We start from the raw sequence: 12466 nt of genomic DNA, 5'->3' as shown, positions 1-12466 counted from the left end.
GTCGTTTTCGGGCATCACGGATGAAGCAGCCCGCGCAGCCGGGCCATGCCGGCATCGTAGAGATCGCGGACGAACCGTTCGGCCTCCGCCTCCGGGTCATGGAGCGGATGGAAGGTGGCGGTCCAGTGCAGGGCGGCGCGCCCGTCCCCGTCGTCGCCCAGCCGGATCTGGGCCAGCAGGTCGGCGACCGGATAGGGCCCGTCGATCACGGCGTAGGTGTAGGCGTTCTCGATCCGGCTGACATGCTCCAGCCGGTGGACCACCGGCGACCCGTCATAGAGCCGCAGGCGCCGCAACGCTCCCTTTTGCGTTCCGTCCACGGTCATCGAGACGGCGCCTGGATACCAGTCGCCCACTGCACCGTCCCACCGCACCAGCGGCCATACGCGGCGCGCCGGAACGGGCAGCAGGGTGGTGGAGGTGACCAGCGGCATCGCGGCGCTCACTCTTTGCCGATCCCAGGGGCGGGATTCATGCATGGATCAGAGCAAGGCATATGCCAGGATTGCGAGGACAGGATGTCGCAAGCCAACCATTTGGTAAGTCTTGGTTATTGCGATGCCGCCAGGAACTGTCCGCAGCACGGTCTGTCTCGATTCAGAGACATAGTGCAGAACGAAATGTATTTTATACGAGACAAAATCTCCTTTTCGAGACTTGCTGCCAAAGAGAGCGAGCCTGAATGCCGAAGGTCGAGCAAGCCTGCGGAAAGCCGCTTGACCTTCCTATCGCTGGAAGCTGCAGCCTTCCCCCATCCTGAGCAACCCGCATTGAGGGAGAAGACCCATGCTGACACTGAAAGTATCCGGAATGAGCTGCGGTCATTGTGCCCAGACCGTGACCAGGGCCGTGGAGGCGCTGCCCTCGGTGTAGCGCGCAAAATGGTTTGACGTGATCCGCCACATGGTTTGACGTCAATCTCTGGCTTACTCCGGCCAGCCGGCCAGCTCGTCCACCGTGGCGGGGTCGTCGGAAGCCTGCGCCGCGTCCTTCAGGTCGCGGGCATGCTGGACGATGGCGGAATAGGCGATCCCCACCGCGGCGGCCAGGGCGATGCCGTCAGCGGGATCGGGCAGCGGCAGGCGGGTGTTGTCGATGGCGATCCAGCCTTGGGCATAGCTTTCGGGCCAGGTTGGCAGCGCGCCCGACAGGACCAGCCCCGCCGTGGTCGCCATGCCGCCCAGATCGGTGCGGCTGCTGTCGGCCATGCTAAAGCGCTTGCCGGCATGCAATGCCCCCAGCCCGAGCCGGCGGTCCCGCTCGGCATCGATGGCCCGGGCCTTGACGCGGCGTGCGGCGGCAGCTTGCGCCTCGATCTCGGCTGGCGTCAGGTCCACCTGTTCATAGGTGACGGTGGCCGCCTCGTCGCCGATCTCCCATGCTTCGACCGGCCGGCGGACTGCGCGCTTGCCGGCCACCGTTGGCGGGCCGGGGTCGGTAACCGGCCGAACGGTCAGGCCCGGGCACATGGCTGCCCAATCGTCGGCCGTCCACAGCGTCCAGGCCTCCGGCGGGTGGGCGATGACTTGCACCTCCTCCTCCTCGACCATTTCAGGCGGCGCGTCCGGGTCGTCGCCCTGGACCGGCCGCTGGACGGTGACGCGGGTTTCGCAGGGGAAGCCGGCCGGCGAGTAGAACACGGACCTGGAGCCGTCCGGATAGATGATGATTGCGGGAAGTTGCATGACTGCGATCCTCAGCAGGGCGGAAGGGTGGGGAGGGTGTAGCTGGAGGCGGTGGTGATGCAGGCGCCGTATACACTCAGGTCGTTGAATGCCATGTACAAGGACTGGCCTCCGGCGACATCAGACCCCACGCATGCAGTCGTCCCTGCGACCTTCGTATAAGCCCCGGTGACACTGGCGACTTGTACCCCTTGGCAATAGCCCCTGGTTGTCGTGCCGTCGTAAGTGATCAGCAACTCGCGAAAGGAATGGTCATTCCACGCGCCCGAGGTGGCCGGCATGGTCATTGTCGTTTGGCTGCTTGTTCCAAAAAATTCCCATTTGAGGTCTGGTGAAGGGCACCAGATATGGTTCTGAATACCGGCGGCGCCCCACGAGCTTGCACCTGCGCCATTCTGCACCACAATGCCGGCGGCAGGCCCTACGGCCCCGAAGATCGCCAAGCGCATCAGGATAGAAAATGGTGCGCCACCGATACCCAGGTCCCATTTGGCCGTCGGCATCACAATGCGTCCGCTTTGCTCTGTCCGCATCGTGGATTGGTAGTCGGGCCATTTCTGCGGCACGACGGCACTCAGCCCAATGGACCCGTAGTAGGTCAGCGGGTTGCCCAAATCATCCGTTACCGGCTGTGTGCCCGGCACGCCGTCGCCGCGTAGGAAGAATGTGCGCGACCCGGCAGCCGGATCAATGGCGCAGGCTTTACCAGCTCCCATCCGCATGGTCCCGAATACGGCCATCATGCCCCTCCGGCGATGCTGTAGATGATGACGCTACTGGAGACGATCCAGTAAGTGATCACGCTGTACTTGCCGGCGGCGGTATTGACGGTGCCGTTGCCCATCTTGATCCAGTTGGCGCCGAAACTGACCGTTCGGCCGCCGGTCGCGTCCTCATGCAGCAGGATTTCACCGCGCTGCCCGACCGGGTATGTGGACGGATTGGCCAGCGTCAACGGGCCGGTCAGGTCGCCGACGGCGAAGTCCTGATAGGTCGCGAAATCCAGCGTCAGGGTTGCAGCGTAAGCGATTGCCCCCTGCTTCGCCGTCGCCGGGCCGCGGAACTTCGTCGCCTCAAGCTCCAACGGGCCGGTGTTCGGGATGCGCAGCCGTTCGGTGCCGTTGTTGACACGAAAGCTGTATCCGCTGGCGGCTATCTGCACTCCGTTGAAGATCAGATACCCGGTCCCTGTAGGGTCCCGCTGGAACGAGTAATCCTCGCCCACGCTCGGACCCATCAGCCAGATCGCAGGGCTGATGGGCGCGCGCCCCGGGTTCAGCGTCAGCAATGCCGCGGCGAGCCTAGCGAGTTCCTGCCCGCCCACGACGAGCGACAGCGTGTCCGCCCCGCCGACCTGGGCGATGCCGGTGTTGCTGTCCCCCGTCACCGCCAATCCTGGCGCCGCCACCGATCCCGGGGGCAGGCTGGCGCCGCCGACGTCGCCCTTGTCGCCGACACGTACAAATCCAAGCGCAAGGCCGTCGCCGGTGGCAAAGCCGCCAGGACCGGTCACATAGGTTACGGCGATCTTACGATAGGCGGCGGCCACGGTGACGCCGGTCACGTCCATGTCGAGATAGACTGCCGGGTTGCCCACCTTCATCACCCGCAACCGACCTTTGATGGCCGAGCTGCCAGCCCCGTACCCGCTCAGCGTGGCCGTGACGTCGGTACCGGCAAGGTCGGTGATCGACACATAGAGTGTGTAGGCGCCTGCGGTCGGCACCGCAGTCGAAGCGCGCATCTTGCCCGCCCCCGGATTGGCGTCGGTCGTAGCGGCATCCCACGACAGTGAAAGCGTGGACTGGACGGCGGCAATCGTGTCGGCCACCGCACCCACCCACACTGCCGCGTCACCGACATCCTCGAGCGCGTCCGGGAAGTTGGTGACATGCCCGGCGGTCAACCCGTCGTCGCTCTCGTCCAACCCGCCGGGGTTCTCCGGGCCGTAGGCGTCCTCGTTGTAGTAGCGGCTCGACAGGCGGTCGATCGCCGCCGTGGGGCGCGTCGTCATCCAATGATCTCCAGCAGTTTCAGGGTGGCGGACCACAGGTCGCCTTCGGTCTGCGTGACCGGGATCGTGCCGTCCTCCAGCGTGGCGAGCTTGACCCGCCGCCACTGGTGGCGCCCCTGGGTGATGTCTTCGATCATCAGCAGCGGGTCGGCCTTGCCCGCCCGCAGGCCGAGGTCGTGGAAGCGCATGGCCTCGTCTTCCGTCAGGTCGTCGAAGCGCACCGTCTTGCGCACCGGCGCCGGCCGCCGGTCCGGAATGCGGCGCCCGCCCGGTGTGGCATCGACCGGGCTGTTGTCGACCGGTTCCAGCACCATGCCCCAGTTGTGCGGCCAGTCCGGCCGGAACGCGCGGGCGATGAACAGATGGCCGAGGTCGAGCGGCCGGCCGCGGTTGTCGATCTCGACCCGCAGGGCCTTGCAGCGCGGCGACACCGCCGGCCGGTGCAGCAGCTGCGGCGTCTTGCCGGCAAGGTCGCGGGCGGTCTGACCGCCGGACAGGTAGTTGCCGGCGTAATAGCTCCGGGAGCGGCGGCGGTCGGGCGACGGGTAGACGCGCAGCCACGCCGCGGCCGGCCCGCCCTGCAGGATGGAGCCGGCCGAGCGGTCGGTCTGGTGGCTGTACCAGGTCAGACGGAACGTCGCCCGCGGGTCGATCGATCCACCGGCGATGACGAGCGTGTCGAACTTCTTGCCCGGCCCCGTCCACACGACGTCAAACCATGCGTCGGCAGGATCGCCGGAAACGCACCGCGCCACCGTCTCCTTCACGGTCGGGTCGAGCAGGTTTTCCAGCGGCAACGCCCAATCGCCGCCGGTCAGGGTGGCGGTGAGCGCAAGGTTCTCGTCGAGGACGGCTGCGGTTCCCATCATCTCACCCGAAAAAGCGCAGGCGCATGAGGTGCCGCGACGGCGATGCCAGCTGTTTTCCCACCAGCAGCATGTCGTCGGCGATCCCTTCGCGCGAATAGCCGAGATGCAGGGTCGTGCCCAGCGGCCAACCGAGCCGGGCGGCGGTCATCTCCACCACGACCCACAGCGACCGCCGCGGCTCGCCGGACGCCCGCGGACCGAATAGGGCCAGCAGCCGCGAGGCCAGGGCCTCCATGTCCGACTGGCTGGTCAATGCGGTTTCCACCTCGACGGAGCGGGCATCGTCGCCCCAGCGCGCCTTGACCCAATCGGCCTTCGCCACGGCCTTGCGCCACTCCTCGCGCAGCCAGACCTCGCGGTCGGTGTCCCACAGGATGCCGGCGGTCCGGCTGCGGTCGAGCACCAGGTGGTTGCGGCGCCCCTTCACCGTGACCTGCCATGCCGGCACCGCCAAATCCTGGTCGTCGACACCGATATCGAGAATTTGCCCCTCGCCGATGCTGGCGATCGGGCCGGCCGGCACGTCCAGCCGGGCGACCTGCCAGCGGCCCAGCGCGTCGGGCAGGACGGACGCCCCCTCGGAACGCGCCATCAAGTCGACCAGCTCGCGGTAACGCACGGCGCCCGACCACCAGGCGCCGATCATTGCGGCCGGTGCCCAGCCCGCCAGCGTATCGCCGATCGTGCCGATGCCCCGCCGGGTCAGCGCCCAGCGTATCGCCGAGGCGGCTGTCTCGCCGGCGTCGGTGCGGCCGGTCGGGTCCATGGACAGGTCGCCACCGATGGTGCCGCCGAGCTTGACCAGGCCGCGACTGTTGTCGGATGCATACTGCGTTGATGACAACGTCGCGGCGTCGAAGAAGGCCGGTGACATGTTGCCGAGATAGCCGAGGTTGGCGGCGTCGCCACGGTCATAGAGCGCGCCGGCGCCGCCGATCGGCCCGTCGTCGAGCAGCCACGTCCTGCTGACCGTGTTGACCGCCTTCCCCGGCACGTTGGCCGGCCGGCCGATGCAGAGCGGCGCGGTGTCGCCCTTGCCGGCATCCGGCGTGCCGTCATAGCCGAGCGGACCGGCGTTGGTGCCGCCCAAGGTGCGCGTGACGACGTCGGTGTCGAGGCTGGCGCGCAGGTCATAGAGCGGCAGCGTCACCTTGCCGGCCTGGCGGGCGGACAGCGTCGGCTGCGGCGCCTCGGCCCGGCCGGTGATGACCGGCGTCCACTGGTGCCAATACTGCCCCTCCTGGCCCATGCGGACATGCACCGCGCCCATCGCGCAGCCGGCCAGATAGGACACGCCGCCATCACCGTTCAGCAGGTCGAGCGCCCCGGCGCCGACGTCGCCGGCAAGCCGGGACAGGTCGGCATGGGTGCCGACCGAATAGGGCGGCGGGCCGGCCAGCCGGGACCGGTAGACCTGGTTCGGTCGGTCGGGATCGTCCGCCGGGAAGGGCAGGATCGGCGTGTCGCTGACATACAGCGTCTCGGTGGCGCCGGACGGCCGGGTCAGACCGATTTCGGCGATCCAGGCGTTGGGAGCGGTCATCGGGTCACCAGCTTCGTCAGCTTGTTGCCGAGCAGCCGCATCTCGGCTGCCTGCCCGTCGATCGCGTCCTCGATCCCGGCCAGCCGGGCGGCCATGGCGGCGATCTGGCCGCCGATCTCCAGCACGGCCGAGCGCACGGTGCCGATGGCGGTCACCACCGGCGCCATGTCCACCGTCACGATCTTCGGGCTGAGGATGTCGCGGGTCTGCTCATGCGACCAGTAGCGGGCCGGACCCGTCGCCTCGATCTCCATGCCGCGCTCACCGACCAGGCGCGGGCCGCCGGCATGCCAGCCGCCATCCTTGAAGCCGGGAATGCCGCGGCGGCGGGCCGCGTCTTCGATGTTGATCTCGATGTCGGTGTCGGGCAACTGGACGGCCCGCTCGTACATCGGCCGGAAGGCGGCGGCCGGCAGCGAGGACAGCACGCGCTCCTTCTCGGACACCATGCCGGCGAACAGGCTGGACCGCTCGCCATCGGGCAGCGACAGGCCGGCACGGTAGCGCGCCCAGAAGTCTTCCAGCCAGGTCACGCCGCTGCGGTCGACGCCGCCGGCGCCGGTGCGGACCAGCGCCTCGAACTGCGACGCCTTGCCGTTGGCGACGATGAAGTCGTTGAACGCCGCGTCGGTCGGCTCGCCGCTGTACCCCAGCGTGTGGGCGACCGAGCGCTGGACATCGGACGACATGCCGTCCCACCGCGATTGCACGTCGCTGGGTGCGCTGTAGCGCTGATAGCCGGGTGTCTGGCGGATCAGGGCCAGCAACTCGGTCATGTTGGTGTTGCCGCTGCCGATCGCCGCCTTGATCTGGTCGAGAAGGACGCGCTGCGCGCTGCCGATGCCGGTCAGCCGCTCCAGCCGGTCGATGGTCGCCTGTGCATCCTCGGCCCGCTTGGTCTCGGCCGATTTCAGGGTCAGGCCGAGCTGGCTCGTGCTGTCCCAGACTGCGCGGACATCGGTCAAGGTCTTGTCGTAAACGGTGCCGTCGCCACTCAGAGCCCGCTGGGCTTCGAGATACTTCTTGCCCGCCGCGTCGAGCTGGCCGGCAGCGTCCAGCGCAGCGGTGCGCTGGGCATCGGTGGCCGTGCCGGCTTTCTGCGCCTCGCTGTAGGTTGCGATAACGCCCTGCAGCCGGTCGAACTCAGCCTTGGCCGCATCGCGCAGGCCCTGCGGACCGAGGTTCGAATAGGTGCCGTCGGTCATGACGTCCCGGCTGGCCTGCGCCAGGCTGTCCGCGACATTGCCCCATGCGGTGGCGGCCTGCTGTGCGCCCGATACCACCGAACGCCAGCTTTCCCCAACCTCCTGGACGGCGGTGGACAGCAGGCTCGACCAGGTCGACGACACCTGATCGGCGGCGGCGGATACCGCAGTGGCGTTGTCCTGCCACGCGGCCGTCAGCACACTGACTGCGGCCTTATGCTGATCGGCCGTGACCGTGCCTGCGCGCAGTTGGTCGTCCAGTGCGGCCAGGGCGGTGCGCATCTGCGCCGCGGTGGCGGCGCCGGCAGCGGCACCGTCCAGCACCGCCTGCCAAGTCGGCCGCAGGGCCTCGATGGCGCCGCCGGAGAGGCCGGCGTCCGACAGCCGGGCGTCGAGATCGGGCCGCCAGTTCGCGTCGATCGCCTGCTCGACCGCAATGGCCCCCTGCCGAAGCGCGCCCAGCACGCCGCTCGCCGTCGACCAAGCGGCGGTCAGGCTGTTGACCAGCGTGCTGTACTGCTCGCCACTCAGCAGCCCGTCCATCAAAGCCTGATCCAGCTGCGACAGGGCACCCTGCAGCTGGGCCATGGTCACGGCCCCACGGGCGGCCGACGTCTCGACCGACTGCATGGTCGCGACCAGGCCGGAGACGCCCTTCGCCGTCGGGTCCAGACCGAGCGAGGTCCGGAAGCGGTCGGACATCGACACGCCAGCCGACGGGTTGGTCAGACCGGCCAAGGCGGCGGCGCCCTGCCGCTGCACCAGCTGGACCGAGGCGATGTAGTCATCCTTGAGCTTCTGCGTGTAGCGCGTGGCGAGGTCGGTCTGCTCGGCCGCCGTATAGCCCAGCGCCGACAATGCCGGCGTGAACGCCTCGACATTGATCTTGGCCTGCTCGGTCACCGCGGCCAGTCCGGTCAGCGGCTGGACGGCCGGGCCGAGCCCCATCATCGCCTCGATGCCGCGGCGGGCCGCTACCGTCAGCTCTCCTTCGGTCGCCAGCCCCAGTTCGCCGGCCTTGTTCCTCCAATCGGTGATGTTGGTCTGGATCTGGGTGCCGAGTTCCTTGGCCTGTTCGGTGAAGGTCTTGATCTGGTTGTTGGTCGGATCCAGGCTGGCGTTCATCAGGTCGAGCTGCTGGCGGAAGCCGGCGGCGAAGCCCAGGTCGGTGGCCAGCCCTTCGGCGGTCGTCGCCTTGGAGTTCTTCAGCGCCGTCTGGACGTCGTCGTCGACGCCGGTCAGCTGGCCGGTGCCGATCAGCCCCTTGAGGCTCTCGCGCATATAGTACTGGATCGCCTCGTCCTGCGATCCGAACGACGCCCTCTGGCCGGCGTTCTCGCCCTGCTGCGGCGTGACGTACCACTTGTTGTCCTTCGCGAAGAACTGCAGCAGGCCGGTGTTCAGCCCGTCGCCGCCGGTCAGCTTGCCGCCGATGCCAGTGACGATCGTGTTCATGGCGGTTGCGACGCCGTCAGTCACCTGCTGCATCTGGCCGGCATCGGCGCCGTTGTCGGCGAGCGCGGTGTCGGTACGGAACCCGCCCTTGCCGTCCATGACGACGTTGCCGGAGCTGTTGGGACCGACGCTCGCCTTCTGGGTGCCGACCATGCCCATGATCGCGCCGACCACGGCGCCGATCGCCATCCCGATCGGTCCGCCCAAAGACGATATCCCCATGATCGACGCCAGATAGGCCGATCCGGCCCCGGCCACCGCGCCGGACAGGCCGCCCACCGCCTTGCTGTTGGTCGCAGTGCCCAGCGCGCCGCCGACAAGGCCGCCGCCGAAGGCGCCGGCGCCAGCGGCACCCAGGTAGGCGGATATGCCGCCGGCGACGCCGGCGCCTGAAACTCCGCTGCTGGCACCGGTGTAGAGCGTGTTCGCGGCGGCTGTATTTCCTGCCGCCGCGATCCCTGTTGCCGCGTTGGCGCTGACCGCCCCGGAGATCGGGACCGCAGTCGCCGCTGTGACGCTGGCCGGCGCCGCCGTCGCCCATCCGCCGACCGTGCCGATCCCGAGCGTGCTGTACCCCCAGCTGTCGACCGCCGACATGATGCCGTTCGTCAGCCCCAGCTTGTCCGCCGCCCAGCCGGCGCCCTTCGACAGGGCGGTGTTGGTCAGGCTGCCGGTCAGACCGCCTTCCCCTTGCGCGGCCTGCCCGCCACCAACCGCCGACCACAGCGACGGCGAGGCGCTGCCCGTCGCCCAGTTCTTCAGCGGGTTGATGACCGCCAGTTGCAGCGCCGCCTGGATCACCTCCGACATGACCGCCTTGGCGACCGAGCCCCAACTGACCGTCGACGCCTTGCCCTGCACGAAGGCTTCGGTGATTGCGCTGCCGATCCGGTCGAAGGCGCGCTCGCCGATCCGGCCCAGCTCGTCCCAAATACCCCTTTGCTCGGCGATCTCCTCGCGAAGCCGTATCGCGGTTTCATGCTTGCGCAGCAGCGCGGCGATCTCGTCGTCGGTTGCGTTGGGAAACTGGCGGCGGATGTCCAGCTCGGCCCGCGCCAGCTCCAGCGTCCGATTGCGGATCGTCTCGCCTTCGCCCTGCAGCGACAGCTCGCGCTGCAGCAGGGCGATGTCTTCATCCGTCTCGCGCAACGAGCGGCGGTAATTCTGCCGTTCCTGCCACTTCGCCAGTTCGGCCGTCTTCGCACCGATCGCCTTCGCCCGCTCGCCGTCGACCGCAACGCCTTCCTTTTCGACCTGGGCCGCCGTCTGGGCGGCGACCGTCGCGGCGGCGACCGCCTTGGCCCCGAGTCCTTCGGCTTCAGCCAGCGATTTGGCCGCCTGGATCTGGAGATCCATGTCACGGTCCCACTGGGCTCCGGCCAGCTTGCGCCGCGCCGCATCCTCTTCGGTCAGCCGCTTGGCCAGTTCGGAATGGGCGCCGGCGCCGACCTTCAGCGTCTCGTTCTCGATCTGCTGTTTCAGGGTCGCGGCGGCCACGGCCGCGCCGCCCTGCTCGGTGGCGGCAGCCATCTCCAGCAGCTGCCGCGCCTGCCGACTGGACGCCGTGGCGGCCTCGCCGGCCTGACCGGCCAGTCCGGCCATGTTCTCCTTCAGCTTGCCTGCCCGGTAGCTCGCAGCATCTGCCTGGACGATGACGCCGTCGCGCAGGGCCTCGGCCACCTGCTGGTCCGCCCGCGCCGCCGCGACCGTCGCCGGGTTGCCACTCACCTGCGCCTGCGCCAGCCTGTCGGCGGCCGCCGCCGCCTCGTTGGTCAGCCGCACCTGCTCGGCACTGTCGGCGTTGCGCTTCTTGCGCCACGCCGCCGTCAGGTCGGCGCTTTCGTCAACGTCCAGCGGCCGACCTTTTTCCTCGGTCGCCTTGTCAAAGAGGGTGTAGAGGTCGCGGTACCGCGGGAGGATCGCCACTGTGGCCGCCTCACGGTTCAACTCAGCGATGGCGGCAGTGACTGGGTCCAGCTTCTCCTTCAACTTTTCGAGCACCATGGTCAGGCTGGTGGCATCCAGCCCCATGTCCTTCAAAGCTGATGGCGACTTCACCAGCAGGTCATTTACTGCCTTAACCGCCCGCCCCAAATCAGCCTGCCCCGAGGTCAGCAGCTTCCCTTTGTCGTAACTGAAACCGGCGGCCTGCGCCGCCTCAGTAAAAGCAGCAATCTGATCCGCAGTGACCTTATTGCCGGTGTCGACCTCCTTCCAGACCTCAGCCATACCGCGGCGTGTGTCTTCTGCCGTGCCGCCCAACTGAGAAAGGCTTCGCTCTGCTTCGGCGATCTGCCGGTTCAAGCGCTCCAGCCGGTCGGAGTATTTCAGTGCATCATCAGCCGATGTCGCCCGCTCAAGCTGATAGTTCGCGTACTGGCGGTTCTTGTAGAGGGCCGCGAGCCGGTTGACTTCAAGGGTGCGACTGTTGCCTTGCAGGAAACTGGTAGCCCAGTTTGCTCCGTCTGCAACAATGTCGCTGCCTTCGTTCCAAATCCTGGATGCTTCCCGTCCCACCTCATTGCGCAAGCGGCGCAAAGCGTTTTCGCGTCGGGTTTCCGCTGCTTCAATAGTACCAGCGGCCTTTTCCGCCGCCCCGGCATAATCCTGCATCGCTTTGATCAGGACATCCCGAAACATGGACGACGTCACTTTGCCGTCGTTCACCATCCGCCGAAAGCCGCCGGCCGTATTGCCAGATGCACGGTCGAGCGCCTGCATCAGGCCAGGCAATGGCTCCGTGACCTGCGCAAGTTCCTCAGCATGCAGCACGCCGGAACTGAAGCCCTGCGCCATACCTTGAAGTGAAAGAGATAGCGTGTCCGTTGAGGCGCCGGTCGCCTTTTGAATGTTAACGAAGCCCTCAAGCAGCGCCCGAGCCTGACCGGTCGTAACCAAGTCAGCCCGCTTCAATTCGAGCAACTGGGTATAGGTTTGGGTCAGCGCCAACTGGTCGGCATTAAAGCGGTCTGCCGTGGTTCCGAGGTAGCTTTGAGTATCAGCGTAATCGACTGCCGATCCCGTCAGTGAGCGCAGGCGAATTTCCAGTAATTCTATCTGCTTACGCGTCTCGATCGCCTGGACGCCGTAGCGTCGCAGAACCTCTCCACCCATTGCTGAAAAGAGAAGAGCAAGCCCACCCTTTAGTCCGGAAATGGCGCTCGACAGCGTCAGGGTATTGTCGTTGGCGGTATCGAGACCATCGGCAAAGCCCGCAAGGGCATCGCGATGGTGTGCAGTGGTTGCCGCACCGGCCGTGTGCTCGTCGCTAAGCCTGAGCACCGATTGTTGCAACACGGCGGCCCGCGCGCTGACCGCCCCCATCTCTTCGCCGAGCCCCTTGGCGGCTTGTCTCTGGCGACCAATGGCAGTGACCGCACCGCTGCCCAAACCTCTGTCCAGTGCCGCCCCGGCTTCATTGGCGGCACTTCCCACCTGACGTAGTTCCGAGGCGACACCTTTCGCCGCCTCTGCTGCATCACCAGTTGACTGACGAAGCCCCGTACCAGCCGTGCCCGTTGCAGAATTGAGCTTCTCCATCTCCTCGCGGGCAACACGGATGCCACCGACCAGACCTGCGGCGTCCGCCACGAACTGGAATGCGACCTTCATTGTGCTGCTGGACAAGGGAACCACCGCAAACGGGAATAGCGCGATGGTCATTTTCGACCATCGCGCCAATCCTTTGCCCTGGT

Annotated in this window: 8 protein-coding genes; 1 reads left to right on the top strand and 7 read right to left on the bottom strand. The window is 67.3% G+C overall.

The window, feature by feature from the left end:
• Positions 1-14 precede the first annotated feature (14 nt).
• Positions 15-446 (bottom strand): SRPBCC family protein, encoded by a 432-nt coding sequence (locus ABMY26_RS32365; protein WP_245636992.1) that lies wholly within the window; start codon positions 444-446, stop codon positions 15-17.
• Between the two features lie 340 nt (positions 447-786).
• Here ABMY26_RS32365 and ABMY26_RS32360 point away from each other — a divergent pair, with 340 nt between their 5' ends.
• The gene (locus tag ABMY26_RS32360) at positions 787-873 is read left to right on the top strand and encodes a heavy-metal-associated domain-containing protein (RefSeq protein WP_372400513.1); all 87 of its coding nucleotides are present in this window, start codon (positions 787-789) and stop codon (positions 871-873) included.
• A gap of 53 nt (positions 874-926) precedes the next feature.
• Here ABMY26_RS32360 and ABMY26_RS32355 read toward each other — a convergent pair whose 3' ends face one another.
• From ABMY26_RS32355 to ABMY26_RS32330, 6 genes are read right to left on the bottom strand one after another with little or no spacing between them, the layout of a single operon-like run.
• Entirely contained in the window at positions 927-1685 is a 759-nt protein-coding gene (locus ABMY26_RS32355) for a hypothetical protein (protein ID WP_372400296.1), read from the bottom strand.
• 11 nt (positions 1686-1696) lie between these two features.
• Positions 1697-2428, bottom strand: coding sequence for a hypothetical protein (locus tag ABMY26_RS32350; RefSeq protein WP_372400295.1), 732 nt, complete (start codon positions 2426-2428; stop codon positions 1697-1699).
• Complete coding sequence (locus tag ABMY26_RS32345) at positions 2425-3699, bottom strand: hypothetical protein (RefSeq protein WP_372400294.1); 1275 nt, start codon at positions 3697-3699, stop codon at positions 2425-2427. The genes ABMY26_RS32350 and ABMY26_RS32345 overlap by 4 nt, the downstream gene beginning before the upstream one ends.
• Positions 3696-4568 carry a hypothetical protein gene (locus tag ABMY26_RS32340; RefSeq protein ID WP_372400293.1) on the bottom strand — a complete coding sequence of 291 codons (873 nt, stop codon included), beginning with the start codon at positions 4566-4568 and terminating at the stop codon, positions 3696-3698. The genes ABMY26_RS32345 and ABMY26_RS32340 overlap by 4 nt, the downstream gene beginning before the upstream one ends.
• 1 nt (position 4569) lies before the next feature.
• Positions 4570-6111, bottom strand: a complete 1542-nt coding sequence (locus ABMY26_RS32335; RefSeq protein WP_372400292.1) for a hypothetical protein — start codon at positions 6109-6111, stop codon at positions 4570-4572.
• On the bottom strand, positions 6108-12434 hold the full coding sequence (locus ABMY26_RS32330) for a tape measure protein (protein WP_372400291.1): 6327 nt from the start codon (positions 12432-12434) through the stop codon (positions 6108-6110). The genes ABMY26_RS32335 and ABMY26_RS32330 overlap by 4 nt, the downstream gene beginning before the upstream one ends.
• Between the last annotated feature and the right edge of the window lie 32 nt (positions 12435-12466).

The organism is Azospirillum sp. HJ39, assembly GCF_041507355.1.
Lineage (GTDB): Bacteria > Pseudomonadota > Alphaproteobacteria > Azospirillales > Azospirillaceae > Azospirillum > Azospirillum thiophilum.
Note: the sequence above shows the minus strand (reverse complement) of the source record. Positions and strands in the feature narration are given on the sequence as shown.

Excerpts from the sequence above, each read along its gene's own strand:
- ABMY26_RS32330 (WP_372400291.1), bottom strand. The coding sequence starts at position 12,434 with ATGACCATCGCGCTATTCCCGTTTGCGGTGGTTCCCTTGTCCAGCAGC.
- ABMY26_RS32335 (WP_372400292.1), bottom strand. The coding sequence starts at position 6,111 with ATGACCGCTCCCAACGCCTGGATCGCCGAAATCGGTCTGACCCGGCCG.
- ABMY26_RS32360 (WP_372400513.1), top strand. The coding sequence starts at position 787 with ATGCTGACACTGAAAGTATCCGGAATGAGCTGCGGTCATTGTGCCCAG.
- ABMY26_RS32345 (WP_372400294.1), bottom strand. The coding sequence starts at position 3,699 with ATGACGACGCGCCCCACGGCGGCGATCGACCGCCTGTCGAGCCGCTAC.
- ABMY26_RS32350 (WP_372400295.1), bottom strand. The coding sequence starts at position 2,428 with ATGATGGCCGTATTCGGGACCATGCGGATGGGAGCTGGTAAAGCCTGC.
- ABMY26_RS32355 (WP_372400296.1), bottom strand. The coding sequence starts at position 1,685 with ATGCAACTTCCCGCAATCATCATCTATCCGGACGGCTCCAGGTCCGTG.
- ABMY26_RS32340 (WP_372400293.1), bottom strand. The coding sequence starts at position 4,568 with ATGATGGGAACCGCAGCCGTCCTCGACGAGAACCTTGCGCTCACCGCC.